Raw genomic sequence first — 18221 nt, forward strand, 5'->3', positions numbered from 1 at the left:
CCCTCATGCCTTTGACTCGCAAAGCTTACCGCGCCGCCATTCTGCACAGCATTGCCGACCCAGCCGAAGTCGGTATTGAAGCCTCGTACGAGTATTTCGAAGACGGCTTGCTGGTGGTCGACAACGGCCAGATCAGTGCACTCGGCCACGCCAGCGACTTGCTGCCGACCCTGCCGGCCGACATCGAGATCACCCATTATCAGGACGCACTGATTACCCCCGGCTTCATCGACACCCACATTCACTTGCCGCAAACCGGCATGGTCGGCGCCTACGGCGAGCAACTGCTGGATTGGCTCAACACCTACACCTTCCCGTGTGAAAGCCAGTTCGCTGACAAGGGGCACGCCGACGAAGTCGCGGACATTTTCATCAAGGAATTGCTGCGCAACGGCACCACCACTGCGCTGGTGTTCGGCAGCGTGCATCCGCAATCGGTGAACTCGTTCTTCGAGGCCGCCGAACAGCTCGACCTGCGGATGATCGCCGGCAAGGTGATGATGGACCGCAACGCGCCGGACTACCTGACCGACACCGCCGAATCCAGCTACGTCGAAAGCAAGGCGCTGATCGAGCGCTGGCACGGCAAGGGCCGCTTGCACTACGCGGTCACCCCGCGTTTCGCCCCGACCAGCACCCCGGAACAACTGACCCTCGCCGGCCAGTTGCTCAGCGAATTCCCTGATCTGTACATGCAGACGCACATCAGCGAAAACCTGAAGGAAGTCGAATGGGTCAAGGAGCTGTTCCCGGAGCGCAAAGGCTATCTGGACGTCTACGACCACTACCAACTGCTGGGTGAGCGCTCGGTGTTTGCCCACGGCGTGCACCTGTGCGACGACGAGTGCGCGCGGCTGGCGGAAACCGGCTCGGCCATCGCCTTCTGCCCGACGTCGAACTTCTTCCTCGGCAGCGGTTTGTTCAACCTGCCGATGGCCGAGAAGCACAAACTGAATGTCGGCGTGGGCACGGACGTTGGCGGTGGCACCAGTTTCTCGATCCTGCAAACGTTGAACGAAGCGTACAAAGTCATGCAGCTGCAAGGTGCGCGTCTGAGTCCGTTCAAATCGCTGTACCTGGCCACACTCGGCGGTGCTCGCGCGCTGCGTCTTGAGGACAAGATCGGCACGTTGAAACCGGGCACCGATGCCGACTTCCTGGTGCTGGATTACAACGCCACGCCATTGCTGAGCTATCGTTTGAAGCAGGCCAATAACATTGCCGAGACGTTGTTTGTGTTGATGACGCTAGGGGATGACCGGACTGTTCTGCAGACGTATGCGGCGGGGAATCAGGTGCATCAGCGTTAAGATTTTCCGGGCATAAAAAATCCCCCGCACTTTTCAGTCCGGGGGATTTTTATTGCCGTTGAGGCCGCCTTCGCGAGCAAGCCCGCTCCCACATTAGATCTCCAGTGAACACACTATTTGTGTACGACACAGATTCAATGTGGGAGCGGGCTTGCTCGCGAAGGGCGCGCCTCGGTGTTTCAGAGTTTCGCAGCAGAACGCCCAGGCTTCTTGGTCTGCAACAAATGCGAGAACACCGCATGCAAATCATCCGACGCACTTTCTTCGTCGAGGTTGAGTTTGCTGTCGATGTGATCCATGTGATGCATCATCAAATTCACCGCCAGCTCACCGTTGCGCGCTTCGATGGCGTCAATCAGCTGGGTGTGTTCGTCGTAGGAACAGTGCGAACGGTTGCCACTTTCATACTGGGCAATGATCAACGACGTCTGCGACACCAGGCTGCGCTGGAAGCTGATCAACGGCGCGTTCTTCGCCGCCTCTGCCAACTTCAGGTGAAACTCACCGGATAGACGGATGCCGGCACCGCGATCACCGCGCGAGAAGCTGTCACGTTCGTCGTTGACCATTTGTCGTAATTCGGCGAGATCTTCGGCGGTGGCGTGCTGCACGGCCAGTTCAGTGATCGCTCGTTCCACCAGACGGCGCGCGAGGAACACCTGGCGGGCCTCTTCGACGCTCGGGCTGGCGACGACTGCGCCACGGTTCGGACGCAGCAGCACGACGCCTTCATGGGCCAGTCGCGAGAGTGCGCGGCGGATGATGGTGCGGCTGACCCCGAAAATTTCCCCCAGCGCTTCTTCGCTCAACTTGGTGCCAGGCGCCAGGCGCTGTTCGAGGATGGCCTCGAAGATATGCGCGTAGACAATATCGTCCTGGGTGCCGCTGCGGCCGGCTTTGCCTGCTCGCGGTTGTTTTTTTAGGGGCTGCAACTGTTCGTTCATGGGCACTCGAGTCGGGAGAACTGCGGCGAATTGACGGTGACTGTAATACGGCACAGTGGGTCGCTGGCAAGTATCGCGTAAAAAACACCGCGATTGTACACAATGGAGGGTGGCAACACGACTGTACGGCTGTTTGTCGCTTCCGCTGTATTGCAACGATCCCTTACGTTTGAGTTTAGGCTTGAACGCAGAATCTGCCGCTCGAACACAAGCCCGCTCCCACAGGGTTCAGCGGCGCTTCGGACATCTTTATAAAAGGAACACCGCTGTCATGAACGACGCCACGCACACGCAGCTTCGCCCACTGGCTGACACTTCCCCTTCGGCCATCGTCGCCGGTTTCATCGCGATGATGACCGGTTACACCAGTTCCCTGGTCCTGATGTTCCAGGCCGGACAAGCGGCGGGCCTGACCAGTGGGCAGATTTCATCGTGGATCTGGGCGATCTCGATTGGCATGGCGCTGTGTTCGATCGGTCTGTCATTGCGATATCGCACGCCGATCACCATCGCCTGGTCGACCCCCGGCGCGGCGTTGCTGATCACCAGCCTCGGCGGTGTCAGTTATGGCGAAGCCATCGGCGCCTACATCACCTGCGCAGTGCTGGTGACGATTTGCGGGTTGACCGGCAGCTTTGAACGGCTGGTGAAAAAGATTCCAGCCTCCCTGGCCGCCGCGTTGCTGGCAGGGATTCTGTTCAAGATCGGCAGCGAGATTTTCGTCGCCGCGCAGCATCGCACCGGGCTGGTGCTGGGCATGTTCTTCACCTATCTGGTAATCAAGCGCTTGTCACCGCGTTATGCCGTGCTGGCTGCGCTGTTGATCGGCACGGCGCTGTCAGGATTCATGGGGTTGCTGGATTTCAGTGGCTTTCATCTGGAAGTGGCGACGCCGGTCTGGACCACGCCGCACTTCTCGCTGGCCGCGACCATCAGCATCGGCATTCCGCTGTTCGTGGTAGCCATGACCTCGCAGAACATGCCGGGCATCGCCGTGCTGCGCGCCGACGGTTACACCGTGCCGGCCTCACCGTTGATCACCACCACCGGCATCGCCTCGTTGCTGCTGGCCCCGTTCGGCTCCCACGGCATCAACCTGGCGGCCATCAGCGCAGCGATCTGTACCGGGCCGCATGCCCATGAAGATCGCAACAAGCGCTACACGGCAGCGGTCTGGTGCGGGATTTTCTACGGGATTGCCGGGGTGTTCGGCGCGACATTGGCGGCGTTGTTTGCCGCGTTGCCTAAAGAGCTGGTGCTGTCGATTGCGGCGCTGGCGCTGTTTGGCTCGATCATCAATGGCTTGAGCATTGCCATGAACGAGGTGAAGGAACGGGAAGCGGCGCTGATCACCTTTATGGTCACGGCATCGGGATTGACGTTGTTTTCCATCGGTTCGGCGTTCTGGGGGATTGTCGCGGGGGTGTTGACGCTGGTGATTCTGAATTGGCGTAAAAGCTGAATTCTGCGCATAAAAAAACGGCGACCCTTGGGTCGCCGCTTTTTTCAAGACAAAAAGCTAAGACATCAAGCTACCGGATTGATCGGCTTTTCCGGGTACCAGACGTCGATCAGCGGGCTGACGGTTGCTTCGGTCAGTTCGCTGCGGCCTTTGAGCCAGGCTTCAACAGCAGCGCGCTGCTCTTCGGACACCGAGCCACGCTTCTGCAGGCAAACCAGACCGAAGTCGTCGCCGCCAACATAACCCAGACCGTTGGCTTCCATGGCTTCTTTCAGGAACGCGTCGAGGAAAGCATCAATGGCTTCATCAGCCAAATCTTCTTTGAAATCCAGGTTCAGTTCGAAACCCAGCTCTTGAAATTCATCGACGCACAGTTTTTTGCGCAGACGCTGGGAACGGTTAGTCGCCATTGGAACAATCCTCAAAAGTAATAACGGGCGGCACTTTAGCAGTTTAAGCCGCTAATTGCCCGACTCTCTGGGGCGCATCGCTGACCGCCGGTAAAAAAAATAGCAGATTTGAAGGTCATGGCACGGCACACGCTTTCAAGCCTTGGGGCATAATGCCGACACTTTCATGACCACTGAGGGATTTTATCGCCATGCCCTCGTCTTTTTTCCCCCTCGGCTGTAGGGTTTTATTACACATGATCAAATCTTTGCGTCCATTGCTGCTGGCCAGCTTCATTCTTCCACTGGCCCTCTCCGTTTCCGCCGCTCCGATCAACACTGCGCTTACACCCAACGTCGAAAAGGCCCTCAAGGCCAGCAAGCTGCAGGACAGCGCCCTGTCGCTGGTGATGATCCCGCTCACCGGCCCGGGCACACCGACCATTTTCAACGCTGACGTTTCGGTCAACCCGGCCTCGACCATGAAGCTGGTCACCACCTATGCCGCGCTGGAAATGCTCGGCCCGAACCACCAGTGGAAAACCGAGTTCTACACCGACGGCACCCTCAGCGGCGGCATCCTCAATGGCAACCTCTACCTCAAGGGCGGCGGCGATCCCAAGCTGAACATGGAAAAACTGTGGCTGCTGATGCGTGACCTGCGTGCCAACGGCGTGACGCAAATCACCGGCGACCTGGTGCTGGATCGCAGTTTCTTCACGCAGCCGCAGTTGCCCGAGTTCAATGACGATGGCAATGACGAGAACAAGCCGTTCCTGGTCAAGCCCGACTCGCTGATGGTCAACCTCAAGGCCCTGCGCTTTGTGGCGCGCAACGACAATGGCCGGGTGTTGGTGTCGGTGGAACCGCCGATTGCCAGCATCCGCATCGAAAACCAGGTCAAGGCTGTCAACTCCAAGCAATGCACCGGCGGCGTGCGCTACAACCCGGTGACCCAGCCCGATGGCAGCGTGACCGTGACGGTCGGCGGCCAGTTGGGCGATGGCTGCAGCTCGCAGACGTACCTGTCGCTGCTTGACCACGCGACCTACACCGCCGGCGCCGTGCGGGCCATCTGGAAAGAGCTGGGCGGCAGCATTCAGGGCAAGGATGTGCTGGCCCCGACCCCGAGCAGCGCAAAATTGCTGGCCCGGGCCTATTCGCCGGACCTGGCGGAAATCATCCGCGACATCAACAAATACAGTAACAACACCATGGCTCAGCAGCTGTTCCTGAGCCTGGGCCAGAAATTCCGTACCGATGCCGATGGTGATGATGCCAAGGCTGCCCAGCGCGTAGTACGTCAGTGGCTGGCGAAGAAAGGCATTACCGCGCCGCACCTGGTGATGGAGAACGGTTCCGGCCTGTCCCGCGCCGAACGCGTCAGCGCTCGTGAAATGGCGGCGATGCTGCAAGCCGCGTGGCACAGCCCGTATGCCGCCGAGTTCATCAGTTCGATGCCGATTGCCGGCACCGACGGCACCATGCGCAAACGCCTGAAGACCACCGCGATGCGCGGCGAAGCCCACGTCAAGACCGGCACCCTGAACACCGTACGCGCGATCTCCGGCTTCAGCCGCGATGTCAATGGCAACACGTGGGCAGTGGTGGCGATCCTCAACGACAAGGCACCGTTTGGCGCGTCGTCGGTACTCGATCAAGTGCTGCTGGACCTGTATCGCCAACCGAAACTGCCAGATACCGCTTCGGTGCTCTGACCCGGTTTACAGTTCACCGTAGATCAACTGTGGGAGCGAGCCTGCTCGCGAAGGCGCTGTATCAGTCAACTAATAAGCTGAATGACACACCGATTTCGCGAGCAGGCTCGCTCCCACAGGGGGCCGTGTCAGGCCTCAGGCTTTCTGCGCCTCGACCCGATCACGTCCCGCCTGCTTCGCCGCATACACCCCCGAATCCGCCCGCAGCAACAGCGCATCCGCACCTTCCCCGACGCGCCAACTGGCAATCCCGAAACTCGCGGTAACGAACCCCACGCTGTCGATCGGCGAACTGCGCAGCCCTTGCCACAATTGCATCGCCAGCACGTGCGCCTGCTCGCGGTCAGTGTCCGGGCAGAGCACCATGAATTCTTCACCGCCGAGGCGACAGAACACGTCCGTGCGCCGCAGCCGATGACCGATGCGCTCGCACACCGCCTGCAACACCCGATCCCCCACGGCGTGGCCATGCTGGTCATTGATGCGTTTGAAGTGGTCGATGTCGAGCATGATCACCGACAACTCGCCCACGCCACGCTGGACCCTCGCCATTTCGGTGGTCAGGCGCTCCTGGAAATAGCGGCGGTTGTGGATCCCGGTCAGCGAGTCGGTGATCGACAGCGCGCGCAGTTCCTCTTCCACCCGCTTCAGGTCAGAGATGTCGGAAATGTAGCCATGCCAGAGCACGCCGCCACCGGGCAGTTCTTCGGGGGTTGCCTCACCGCGAACCCAGCGCAGACCGCGCATGGGCAGCTGCACGCGGTATTCCTCGCGCCACGGGCTGAGGGTGTCCGCCGAGGCGCGGATCGAGGCACGGACCCGGGTCGTGTCCTGTGGATGGATGCGCGTGAAGATCGCTTCGGCGTTGAGCAGCAGCACGTCCGGTTCCAGTTCGTAGATCTCGCGAATACCGTCGCTGGCATAGATCACACTGAAGCGGCCGTCGAATTCCATCTTGAACTGGTAGATGCCACCGGGCACATGGGCGCTGAGTTTCTTCAACAACAGGTCCCGTGCCGCCAGCGCCTCATGCACTCGCTTGCGCTCAGTAATGTCGATGCAGATCGCCAGATGACCGACCCACAACCCCTGCTCATCGAGCACCGGGGTGGCGAGCATGTTCACCGCCAAATGGCTGCCATCGCTGCGCACCAGGGTCCACTCCCGCGCCTCGCTACCGCCCTCCTCGCCCCCTTCGACCAGCATCGCCTGACAGGTCGGAATCGGTTTGCCATACCGCGCACTCAACTCCGCGGCCCGTGCCACCAGCTCCCGGGGGAGGTGCAGGTTTTCCAGGGTCATGTGCCCCACGACCTCAACGCTGGCGTAACCCAACATCTGCTCGGCGCCGGCGTTGAACGTGCTGATGACCCCGCGCAGGTCAGTGGCGATGATCGCCACCTGAGTCGCCGCATTCAGCACGCCACGCAACTGGCCGTGGGTACCGCGCAGCTCTTGCTCACGGGCACGCAGTTCCTCGGTCCGCTGCTCCACCATTTTCAGTGCGCGTTGGCGCTGGCTGACCAGCACATACAGCAACGCGCTGAGCAGCAGACTGAGCAAACCGCCCAGCACCATCAGGGTCGTCACCGAGGAATGGTTGGCTTGTATAAAGGCTTCGCTCGGTGTGATGTCGACCTGGTAATCGTGATCGGCCAATCGCAACAGCCGGCTCGCGGACAAATCACTGGCCGCCGGCGGGTTCAAGGATTCGTAGAGCACTTCGTGCTGATCGTCGATCGACAAGTCGAGAATGCGCACCGAAAGATAGTCGTAGTTGGCGTCCGGCAATCCATCGGCCAGTAACTGGCGCATGCTGATCACCGCCATCACATAACCGAAGGGTTTTACCTGCGCAGCGCTGGGTGGGTTACGCGACATCACCGGGGCCACCAACAGTACGCCACGCGCATAGGCCGGTTCGATGCTGACCAGATGCATCGGTTGCGACACCGCCATGGTGCCCAGTTTATCCGCCCGCTCAAGGGTGGCGCGGCGCATCGGCTGGGCCAGCAAGTCGTAACCCAGCGGCGAGCCCAGTCGACTTTGCGTCTGGCTGTACAGCACCGCCACGTATTCATCGCGCTCGGCGGCCAATTGCAGCTGACCGTTGCCGTCGAGCTCACGAAGGGTGAAATTGCTGAAGCCCTCGTCCCGCACCCTTTGCTCGAATGCCGCACGCTCGACACGGGTCACTCGGGCCGCGAAGGAATAGGCCTGGGTTCGGTGCAACAGGGGTTTGGTGTAACCGTCGAACTCCTCGCGGGAGACCGAATCGGAATTGGCGAAGAACCGGCGCAGACCGTCGAGGCGCTGCTCCTGATCCTCGAAACGTTCTTCAATGCGGCTGTAACGCTCACTGGCCAGCAGTTGGAAGCGTTGCTTGAGTTGATGGTGAAACACATTGACAGTCGACCAGGCCAGTAACCCGGTGAGCACGCCGCCCATGAGCAATACCAGCAGCGCGACCAGCCAGGCCGACACATCTTCGCTGATAAAACCCAGGATCTTGGGGCGGACGGCCTGAAACGACATAAAGGCAACTCAAAATGCCAGGTGCCGGAAAAGCCCATTGGCCATGAGTGAGTTATAGCCATTAGCCACTAATTTGGCCAGCACTGAAATGGTCCAAGAGCCTTTAAAAATCAAGGCTCTGTGGATCCAATCAGCTCAAGTGTCAACGCGCAGTGATTTTCCAGGCACGGTGGATCTTGCCATTACGGGCGAAATCCGGATCGATGGTCTGGGCGGTGATTTCTTCAACGGCGTAACGCTCAGTGAGGTTTTCCTCAAGGGTGAACTTGCGGAAGTTGTTGGAGAAGTACAACACGCCACCGGGTGCCAGACGCGCCATGGCCAGGTCGATCAACTGCACCTGGTCGCGCTGGACGTCGAAGATCCCTTCCATGCGCTTGGAGTTGGAGAACGTCGGCGGGTCGATGAAGATCAGGTCGTATTCGTCACGGCTAGCCTCGAGCCAGGCCATCACGTCGCCCTGCTCCAGACGGTTTTTGTCAGAGAAACCGTTCAGCGACAGGTTACGACGCGCCCAGTCGAGGTAGGTTTTCGACAAGTCGACGCTGGTGGTGGTGCGTGCGCCGCCCTTGGCCGCGTGAACACTGGCCGTTGCGGTGTAGCAATACAGGTTGAGGAAGCGCTTGCCGGCCGCCTCTTTCTGAATGCGCATGCGCATCGGGCGGTGGTCGAGGAACAGCCCGGTGTCGAGGTAGTCGGTGAGGTTGACCAGCAACTGCACGCCACCTTCGTTGACCTCGACGAACTTGCCCTGCGCGGCCTGACGCTCGTACTGCTTGGTGCCGCTCTGACGTTCGCGACGCTTGACCACCACGCGGCTCTTGTCGATGTTCAAGGCCTGCGGAATCGCGGCCAGGGCATCGAACATGCGGGCAGAAGCTTTTTCCGGATCGATGGATTTCGGCGCAGCGTATTCCTGGACGTGGACCCAATCCTGATAGAGGTCGATGGCCATGGAATATTCCGGCATGTCGGCGTCATACACGCGATAGCAGTCGATGCCTTCACGCTTGACCCACTTGCCCAGCGCCTTGAGGTTTTTCTGCAGACGGTTGGCAAACATCTGCCCGCCTTCGCTCAAGCGCGGTTGCTCGATCACCGGTGCGGGTGCCGGGGTCGGTTTGATCGGGTTGCCGTTTTTGTTGTACTTGCGTTCTTCCGGCTCGCTCGGCGCCTGATCATAGGCCGCCTGCTCGCGCTCGACCTGACGCTGTTCCGGGGTGCGACGCTCGCCGGTGACGAACTGGTCGGGCGTGACCTTGATCAGCAGCAGCTTGCACGGCAGCGCGCCGTTCCAGAACGAATACTGTTTGTGGCTGCGAATGCCCATGCGCTTGCCGAGGTCCGGGGCGCCGGTGAACACCGCGGCTTCCCAGTTCAAGCAAGCCTGACGCAGGCGCTCGCCGAGGTTCTGATAGAGGTAGAGCAAGCTCGCCTCGTCGCCCAGACGCTCGCCGTACGGCGGGTTGCAGATCACCAGGCCTTTCTGGTTCTGGTCCGGACGCGGCTCGAACGTACCGACTTCGCCCTGGTAGATCTTGATCCACTCGCTCAGGCCGGCACGTTCGACGTTGTTGCGGCCCGGTTGAATCAGGCGCGGGTCGGCTTCGTAACCGCGAATCCACAACGGTGGCTTGGCCAGGCCGGCCGCACAGCGCTCGGTGGCTTCTTCGTGAAGTTTTTTCCACAGCGCCGGGACGTGACCGAGCCAGGCGGTGAAGCCCCACTGCTCGCGACGCAGGTTCGGCGCCATGTCGGCGGCGATCATCGCTGCTTCGACGAGGAACGTACCCACACCGCACATCGGGTCAGCCAGCGCGCCGCCTTCGGCCGCAATGCGTGGCCAGCCGGAACGGATCAGGATCGCGGCCGCGAGGTTTTCCTTCAGCGGCGCCGCGCCTTGCTGCAAGCGATAACCGCGCTGGTGCAGGCTGTGGCCGGACAGGTCGAGGGAAAGAATCGCTTCGCCACGGTCCAGGCGCAGGTGAATGCGCAGGTCCGGGTTGAGCTTGTCGATCGACGGACGGTCGCCTTGCGGGGTGCGCAGTTTGTCGACGATGGCGTCTTTGACTTTCAAGGCGCCAAAGTGGGTGTTATCGATACCCGAGCCATGACCGCTGAACTCGACGGCCAGGGTGCCGTCGTTGAGCATGTGGTCTTGCCACTCGATGTCGAGCACGCCGTGGTACAGGTCTTCGGCGTCTTTCATCGGGAAACGCTTGAGCACCAGCAACACCCGGTTCGCCAGACGCGACCACAGGCACAGGCGATAAGCGGTTTCCATGGTGGCCATGCCGCGCACGGCAGAGGTGTGCTCACGTGCTTCTTCAAGGCCAAGCCCGACGGCTTCCTCGATCAGCAGGCCTTCAAGGCCTTTGGGGCAAGTGAGGAAGATTTCGAATTGATCGGACATTGGAGTTTCAAAGCCTTTAGCTAAGTGAACCGGCAACGCATTGCCGGTCCGGTTTTCAATCAGGCGCTTTTCTAAAAGAGCGCCCGCGTGGCACGAAGGTGTGCCGTCCCACCTGTGCTGCTCAGGTTAGAAGAGCTTAGATGCACAGGCAGATAAAAAAGTTGATGCAACAAAATGTCATAAGTCGACCCTTCGTCGAATAATGCCTCTGCGCAACAGAAGTCATTCTCACTAAAGGATTAACCCCGTCATCCTGCGGGGGGCTGATCATACAGGGCTTTGACCAATAAACACGGGCAAACATCGTGTTACTTATGGCCATAGCATCTTTATGGTTACGTCCTTATGACAAAACGATCATTCCCTCGATGTGACGCATTGGTTAGAACTCAACACAGGTTGACGCCGCAACGACGTCAACACCTTGGCTCGCGACGCCGGCAGCGGGCCCCAACGGCAGAAGTTTTTTTCTGCCAGACCTCGATTGAGGTCTACGCGATAAATACAGTCAACAAGTGAGGGCAACACCCTATGAGAAGACTTAAGCGTGATCCGTTGGAAAGAGCATTTTTGCGCGGATATCAATATGGCGTTGGTGGCAAATCCCGTGAGCTTTGCCCATTTACTCTACCGTCAGTACGCCAAGCCTGGATTAACGGCTGGCGCGAGGGACGCGGCGACAACTGGGACGGTATGACCGGCACTGCGGGAATCCACAGACTCAACGAACTTCACGCCGTCGGCTAATTTACAGGGCCTAACACTCCGACACGACAATCTGATGACTGAATGAATTAACCACGCACGTCCCATCCGGACGGCGGGCTCCGGCCCAGGGGCTCCTTCGAGGAGCCCTTTTTTATGCCTGCCCTTCGCCGAAACCCAATCCCTTGTAGGAGCCCGGCTTGCCGGCGATAGCGATCTCAAGGACGCAATCGCCGGCAAGCCGGGCTCCTACAGGGGTTTAGCGTAATGCGGCGATGGCGTCGACGGACTCACGAATCAGCGCCGGGCCTTTGTAGATAAAGCCGGAGTAGATCTGCACCAGGCTCGCACCCGCAGCGATTTTCTCCGCGGCGTGTTTGCCTTCGGTGATCCCGCCCACGGCGATGATCGGCAAGCGACCGGCCAGCTCCGAGGCCAGCACCTTCACAGTGTGGGTGCTCTTGTCACGAACCGGTGCGCCGGACAGACCGCCCGCCTCGTCACCGTGTTCCATGCCTTCGACGCCGACGCGGCTCAGGGTAGTGTTGGTGGCGATCACCGCGTCCATCCCGGTTTCGATCAGCGCTTGTGCGACCTGAGCGGTTTCTTCGTCGGTCATGTCCGGCGCGATCTTGATCGCCAGCGGGACGTGTTTACCGTGACGCAACGCCAACTCGGCGCGGCGCGTGGCCAGGTCAGCGAGCAACTGCTTGAGCGAATCGCCGAACTGCAGGCTGCGCAGGCCCGGGGTGTTCGGCGAGCTGACGTTGACCGTCACGTAGCTGGCGTGAGCGTAAACCTTGTCCAGGCAGATCAGGTAATCGTCGACCGCACGCTCGACCGGGGTGTCGAAGTTCTTGCCGATGTTGATGCCCAGCACGCCCTTGTACTTGGCGGCGGCTACACGAGCCAGCAGGTGATCGACGCCAAGGTTGTTGAACCCCATGCGGTTGATGATCGCCTCGGCTTCCGGCAGGCGGAAAATCCGTGGTTTCGGGTTACCCGGTTGCGGACGCGGGGTAATGGTGCCGATTTCGACAAAACCAAAACCCAACTGGGCAAAACCGTCGATGGCCGCGCCGTTCTTGTCCAGACCGGCCGCCAGACCCACCGGGTTCGGGAAGTCCAGGCCCATGACCGACACCGGCATTTTCGCCGGGGCCTTGCACAGCAAGCCGTTGAGGCCCAAACGTCCGCCCGCGCCGATCAGGTCCAGGGACAGATCGTGGGAGGTTTCCGGGGAAAGTTTGAACAACAGCTGACGGGCCAGGGTGTACATGGGCGGGTTTGACTCTGGGCTACGAAAAGTGGCGGCAATTATAGCCGCGCATCGGGGCCGCAGGCGAGGCGCGCGACAAAATCAGCGAGCGATGGCATATGCCTTGCACCACCACCGGTATCAGCACTCATGCCAACGGCGGAATGGGTCGAAAGACAACGGCGTCGTCACTGGCCCTTGCCCTGGCAAGGCGCCCGGTACGGCGTTTTTTTATGCAAGGTGCTTAACGATGATTGAAGTTCCAGCGAACCCTCTGGCGTGGATCAATGGCAGCGATGCCCCGGAAAAGACCGACATCAACCTCGGCTTCATGGCCCTGAGCGATTGCGCCTCGGTGGTGGTCGCCGCCACACAGGGGTTCGCCCAGCCCTATGGCTTGACCCTGAACCTCAAGCGCCAGTCGTCCTGGGCCAACCTGCGGGACAAACTGGTCAGCGGCGAACTCGACGCCGCCCACAGCCTGTACGGCCTGATTTATGCCGTCCATCTGGGCATCGGCGGCGTGGCTTCTACCGACATGGCCGTGCTGATGGGCCTGAACCAGAATGGCCAGAGCATCAATCTCTCCCACGGTTTGCAGGCGCTCGGCGTGACCAGTCCTGAAGCACTCGACCGCCACGTGCACCAAACTCGCCCGAAACTCACCTTCGCCCAGACCTTTCCCACCGGCACCCACGCCATGTGGCTGTATTACTGGCTGGCGAGCCAGGGCATTCATCCGTTGCAGGATGTTGACAGCGTCGTGGTACCGCCCCCGCAAATGGTCGCGCACCTGCAAGCCGGGCGTATCGATGGCTTTTGCGTGGGTGAGCCGTGGTCCGCCAGCGCAGTGCAACAGAATCTCGGCTTTACCCTGGCGACGACCCAGACCATCTGGCCCGATCACCCGGAAAAAGTCCTCGGCTGCACCCGTGCGTTTGTCGAGCGGTACCCCAACACCGCGCGGGCCTTGGTAATGGCGATCCTGGAAGCCAGCCGGTTTATCGAGCAAAGCACGGAAAACCGCCGCAGCACCGCACAACTGCTGAGCGCGCCCGACTACCTCGACGCCCCCCTCGACTGCATCGAACCGCGCCTGCTGGGCGATTACGCCGACGGTTTGGGACATCGCTGGCAGGACCCGCATGCGTTGCGTTTCCATGCGGGTGGTGAGGTCAACGTGCCGTACCTGTCCGACGGCATGTGGTTCATGACCCAGTTCCGGCGCTGGGGTTTGTTGCGCGACGATCCGGATTACCTCGGCGTGGCCCGTCAGGTCCAGCAACTGGATCTGTACCGCGAGGCCGCCAGTGTCGTCGGTGTCGATATCCGGAGGCAGGACATGCGCAGCAGCCAGTTGATCGACGGAAAAATCTGGGACGGTTCCGACCCGGCCGGCTATGCCCGCAGCTTCAAGTTGCACGCCCTGAGCGACAGCTCTCACCGATTCGCCCAGCGCTGACAGGAGATTGCGAACATGTTGCGTATCCTGCTGATCAACGACACCGCGAAGAAAGTCGGTCGACTGAAAGCCGCCCTGACCGAAGCCGGGTTCGAGGTGATCGACGAATCGGGCCTGACCATCGACCTGCCCGAACGCGTCGAAACGGTGCGCCCGGACGTGATCCTGATCGATACCGAGTCACCGAGCCGCGATGTGCTGGAGCAAGTGGTGCTGGTGACCCGCGACCAGCCACGACCGATTGTGATGTTTACCGATGAACACGACCCCGGCGTCATGCGTCAGGCGATCAAGTCCGGGGTCAGTGCCTACATCGTCGAAGGCATTCACGCACAGCGCCTGCAGCCGATTCTCGACGTGGCCATGGCGCGGTTTGAAAGTGACCAGGCCCTGCGCGCCCAGCTGCATGCCCGCGACCAGCAACTGGCCGAGCGCAAGCGCATCGAGCTGGCCAAGGGGTTGTTGATGAAGATGAAAAGCTGCAACGAGGAAGAGGCCTACACCCTGATGCGCCGGCAGGCCATGAGCCGGCAGCAGAAATTGATCCAGGTGGCGGAGCAGATCATTGCCATGAGTGAGTTGCTTGGCTGAGGTTTTGTGGTGCCTTTGAAGGCTCCTTCGCGAGCAGGCTCGCTCCCACATTAGACCGCGATCCACTGTGGGAGCGAGCCTGCTCGCGAAGGGCCGCGACTCGGTCCCGAACTGTTGGCACAAATCTAGCTTAGTAATCACCACAGGTAACCAACGGCGGTTGCCCCACCTACGACAAAGACGTCGCTCACCTCATTTGCCCTTGGCGAATCCGGTAGCGGCGTTTTTTCGTTTTGGCCCCACAGCCCGGGGCCGGTGGTGCGGCCCACAGGCGCCCCACCTGCTAGCTCATGACTCCTTCTCGAGACTCTTCACAGCTGAGGTGCGCGATGAATTCAAGCTTCTGGAAATCCGGCCATACGCCAACACTGTTTGCGGCCTTCCTCTATTTCGACCTGAGTTTCATGGTCTGGTACCTGCTCGGGCCGTTGGCCGTGCAGATCGCCGCCGACCTGCACCTGACCACCCAACAACGCGGGCTGGTGGTGGCCACGCCGATCCTGGCCGGGGCCGTGCTGCGCTTTATCATGGGCATGCTGGCGGATCGTCTGTCGCCAAAAACCGCCGGGCTGATCGGCCAGGTGATCGTCATCTGCGCGCTGTTCGGCGCCTGGAAACTGGGGATTCACAGCTACGAGCAAGCGCTGGTGCTGGGCCTCTTCCTCGGCATGGCCGGTGCGTCCTTCGCCGTCGCCCTGCCGCTGGCCTCGCAGTGGTATCCGCCACAGCATCAAGGCAAAGCCATGGGCATTGCCGGTGCCGGTAACTCGGGCACCGTGCTTGCCGCACTGATTGCTCCAGTATTGGCCGCCGCGTTCGGCTGGAGCAACGTGTTCGGCTTCGCCCTCATTCCGCTGATCCTGACAATTATCGTTTTCGCCTGGCTGGCGAAAAATGCGCCGGAGCGGCCAAAAGCCAAGTCGATGGCCGACTACTTCAAGGCCCTCGGTGATCGTGACAGCTGGTGGTTCATGTTTTTCTACAGCGTGACCTTCGGCGGTTTCATCGGCCTGGCCAGCGCCCTGCCCGGCTACTTCAACGACCAGTACGGACTGAGTCCGGTGACGGCCGGTTACTACACGGCGGCCTGTGTGTTCGGTGGCAGCCTGATGCGCCCATTGGGCGGTGCGCTGGCAGACCGTTTCGGCGGGATACGCACGTTGCTGGCGATGTACACAGTCGCGGCGATCTGCATTGCGGCGGTAGGTTTCAATCTGCCGAGTTCCTACGCGGCGCTGGCGCTTTTCGTCTGCACCATGCTCGGTTTGGGCGCAGGCAACGGCGCGGTGTTCCAGTTGGTGCCGCAGCGGTTTCGTCGCGAGATCGGCGTGATGACTGGTTTGATCGGCATGGCCGGCGGTATCGGTGGTTTTGCACTGGCGGCCGGCATGGGCGCGATCAAGCAGAGCACCGGCAGCTATCAACTGGCCCTGTGGTTGTTCGCCAGCCTCGGCGTCCTCGCGTGGTTCGGTCTGCACGGGGTCAAACGTCGCTGGAGAACCACCTGGGGTTCGGCCGCTGTGACGGCGGCGCGGGTCTGAGGCCTCAATGAGCCTGCAACTGAGCTTTGCCGAAGCCAGCGCCATTGGCCCGCGGGAGGAAAACCAGGACGCCCTGCGCCTCGTGACGCCCGCCCCGGCGCTGGCGGCCAGCAAAGGCTACTTGTTCGCCATTGCCGACGGCGTCAGCCAATGCGCCGACGGCGGTCTCGCCGCCCGTTCGACCTTGCAGGCGCTGGCGCTGGACTATTACGCCACCCCGGAAACCTGGGGCGTCGCGCAAGCATTGGACCGCCTGCTGCTGGCGCAAAATCGCTGGTTGCAGGCCAATGGTGGCGGGCAACCGCTGCTGACCACGGTCAGTGCATTGGTCATGCGCGGCAGGCGTTTTACCCTGGCCCATGTCGGCGACTGCCGGGTGTATCGCTGGCATGCGGATCAGTTGCAGCGCGTCAGCGAGGATCATGTCTGGGACCAGCCGGGCATGCAGCATGTGCTGAAACGGGCACTGGGACTGGATCAGCATCTGGTGCTGGATTTTCTCGATGGCGAATTGCGCCTGAACGAGAGTTTCGTGCTGCTCAGCGACGGCATCTGGGCCGTGCTCGGTGACACTGCGATTGCCGCGATTCTGCGAGATCAACCCGATCTGGACAGTGCGGCAAACACTCTGGTGCAGGCCGCCCATCTGGCCGGCAGCCAGGACAATGCCAGCGCCCTGCTGGTGCGGGTCGATGCCTTGGGTGAAACGAGCATCGGTGATGCGCTGATTCATTTACAGCAATGGCCATTGCCACCGGCGCTGAAACCCGGTCAATCCTTCGAAGGCTGGCACGTTGAAGGGATACTCGGCCAGAGCCAGCAATCGCTGCTCTATCGGGTTCGCGACGGGCAACAGCAACCCTGGCTGTTGAAAACCTTGCCCGCTGCGCTGCACGACGATCACTTGGCCGGGCAAGCATTGCTGTCGGAGGAATGGTTTCTCAAGCGCGTGGCCGGACGGCATTTCCCTGAAGTCCATGCCACCAGTCAGCGTCAGCATTTGTACTACGTGATGCGTGAATATTCCGGAACGACGCTGGCAAACCTGCACGCCAGTGTCGGACCTTTGCCGTTGGCACAATGGCAAGACCTGGCCGAGCGCTTGCTTCGCGCGGTTGGCTTATTACATCGACGGCAGATTCTGCATCGCGACATCAAGCCGGAAAACCTGCTGCTGGGTGACGACGGCGAATTACGCCTGCTGGATTTCGGCCTCGCGTATTGCCCCGGCCTGTCCGAGGATCAAGCCTCCGCCCTGCCTGGAACGCCCAGTTACCTCGCACCGGAAGCCTTTCGCGGGGACATCCCGACGCCGCAACAGGATTTGTATGCGGTGGGCGTGACGTTGTATTTCCTGCTGACCGGGCATTACCCCTACGGAGAAATCGAAGCGTTCCAGCGACCACGGTTTGGTGTACCGGTCAGCGCCAGTCGCTATCGACCGGATTTGCCGGAATGGATAACGCAATGTCTGGAACGTGCCGTTGTGGCGGATCCGGGTCAGCGGTTTGAAACGGCGGAAGAATGGTTGCTGGTGCTGGAACAGGGCGAGCGGCGCAGCTTGAGCGTGCGACCCAGACCGTTGATGGAGCGGGAGCCGTTGAAGGTTTGGCGGACATTGGCAGTGGTGTCGTTGCTGCTGAATCTGGTGCTGCTATTTCTGTTGCTCCACTCATCTTGACTCGCCACAGGTTTCATATGCTCCAGGACCGGGCAACCCGCCTCTAATCGGTGCACAAACATTCGCTCCGCTCCTGTCACGCCTGCCTGAAACCCAACAAATCCGCAGTTCTGAATACTTGGCACAACCACTGCATTACCCTTTCCACCACACATAAAGCCCAGCCTTCAACGATGAAGGCTGCGCTTCCCGAGAGAACGGGACCAGGACAA

The 18221-nt window shown here is 60.7% G+C and carries 13 protein-coding genes; 8 read left to right on the plus strand and 5 right to left on the minus strand.

Annotated features, from left to right (window positions below; genetic code table 11):
- The first annotated feature begins 5 nt into the window (after window positions 1–5).
- A complete protein-coding gene (gene guaD / locus ACWKV5_RS04080) occupies window positions 6–1310 on the plus strand; it encodes a guanine deaminase (RefSeq protein WP_483840265.1) in 1305 nt (434 codons plus the stop codon).
- Window positions 1311–1489: 179 nt separating this feature from the next.
- Here the strand turns inward: guaD and ACWKV5_RS04085 are convergent, their stop codons facing one another.
- Complete coding sequence (locus ACWKV5_RS04085; protein ID WP_123434268.1) at window positions 1490–2254, minus strand: GntR family transcriptional regulator; 765 nt, start codon at window positions 2252–2254, stop codon at window positions 1490–1492.
- 271 nt (window positions 2255–2525) lie between these two features.
- Between ACWKV5_RS04085 and ACWKV5_RS04090 the strand changes: the two genes are divergently transcribed.
- Window positions 2526–3716 carry a benzoate/H(+) symporter BenE family transporter gene (locus tag ACWKV5_RS04090; protein ID WP_483840266.1) on the plus strand — a complete coding sequence of 397 codons (1191 nt, stop codon included), beginning with the start codon at window positions 2526–2528 and terminating at the stop codon, window positions 3714–3716.
- 65 nt (window positions 3717–3781) lie between these two features.
- On the opposite strand, the gene ACWKV5_RS04095 is transcribed toward ACWKV5_RS04090, so the two are convergent.
- The gene (locus tag ACWKV5_RS04095; protein WP_007896965.1) at window positions 3782–4126 is read right to left on the minus strand and encodes a YggL family protein; all 345 of its coding nucleotides are present in this window, start codon (window positions 4124–4126) and stop codon (window positions 3782–3784) included.
- Between the two features lie 236 nt (window positions 4127–4362).
- Here ACWKV5_RS04095 and dacB point away from each other — a divergent pair, with 236 nt between their 5' ends.
- The gene (dacB, locus tag ACWKV5_RS04100; protein ID WP_483840267.1) at window positions 4363–5823 is read left to right on the plus strand and encodes a D-alanyl-D-alanine carboxypeptidase/D-alanyl-D-alanine endopeptidase; all 1461 of its coding nucleotides are present in this window, start codon (window positions 4363–4365) and stop codon (window positions 5821–5823) included.
- Between the two features lie 135 nt (window positions 5824–5958).
- On the opposite strand, the gene ACWKV5_RS04105 is transcribed toward dacB, so the two are convergent.
- A complete protein-coding gene (locus ACWKV5_RS04105; RefSeq protein ID WP_483840268.1) occupies window positions 5959–8358 on the minus strand; it encodes a sensor domain-containing diguanylate cyclase in 2400 nt (799 codons plus the stop codon).
- 142 nt (window positions 8359–8500) lie between these two features.
- Window positions 8501–10771: a bifunctional 23S rRNA (guanine(2069)-N(7))-methyltransferase RlmK/23S rRNA (guanine(2445)-N(2))-methyltransferase RlmL gene (gene rlmKL, locus ACWKV5_RS04110; protein ID WP_483840269.1), complete on the minus strand. Its 2271-nt coding sequence runs from the start codon at window positions 10769–10771 to the stop codon at window positions 8501–8503.
- Between the two features lie 531 nt (window positions 10772–11302).
- Here rlmKL and rmf point away from each other — a divergent pair.
- A complete protein-coding gene (gene rmf, locus ACWKV5_RS04115; protein WP_003223300.1) occupies window positions 11303–11518 on the plus strand; it encodes a ribosome modulation factor in 216 nt (71 codons plus the stop codon).
- 217 nt (window positions 11519–11735) lie between these two features.
- Here rmf and ACWKV5_RS04120 read toward each other — a convergent pair whose 3' ends face one another.
- A complete protein-coding gene (locus tag ACWKV5_RS04120; RefSeq protein WP_483840270.1) occupies window positions 11736–12755 on the minus strand; it encodes a quinone-dependent dihydroorotate dehydrogenase in 1020 nt (339 codons plus the stop codon).
- Between the two features lie 229 nt (window positions 12756–12984).
- On the opposite strand from ACWKV5_RS04120, the gene ACWKV5_RS04125 reads away from it, so the two are divergent.
- The 4 genes from ACWKV5_RS04125 (at window position 12985) to ACWKV5_RS04140 (ending at window position 18009) form a co-directional block, all read left to right on the plus strand.
- Window positions 12985–14196, plus strand: a complete 1212-nt coding sequence (locus ACWKV5_RS04125) for a CmpA/NrtA family ABC transporter substrate-binding protein (RefSeq protein WP_483840271.1) — start codon at window positions 12985–12987, stop codon at window positions 14194–14196.
- Between the two features lie 15 nt (window positions 14197–14211).
- On the plus strand, window positions 14212–14787 hold the full coding sequence (locus ACWKV5_RS04130) for an ANTAR domain-containing response regulator (protein WP_310260607.1): 576 nt from the start codon (window positions 14212–14214) through the stop codon (window positions 14785–14787).
- 329 nt (window positions 14788–15116) lie between these two features.
- A complete protein-coding gene (locus ACWKV5_RS04135; protein ID WP_483840272.1) occupies window positions 15117–16328 on the plus strand; it encodes a nitrate/nitrite transporter in 1212 nt (403 codons plus the stop codon).
- 7 nt (window positions 16329–16335) lie between these two features.
- Window positions 16336–18009, plus strand: a complete 1674-nt coding sequence (locus ACWKV5_RS04140; RefSeq protein ID WP_483840273.1) for a bifunctional protein-serine/threonine kinase/phosphatase — start codon at window positions 16336–16338, stop codon at window positions 18007–18009.
- Window positions 18010–18221 lie beyond the last annotated feature (212 nt).

Source organism: Pseudomonas oplopanacis, assembly GCF_057128725.1.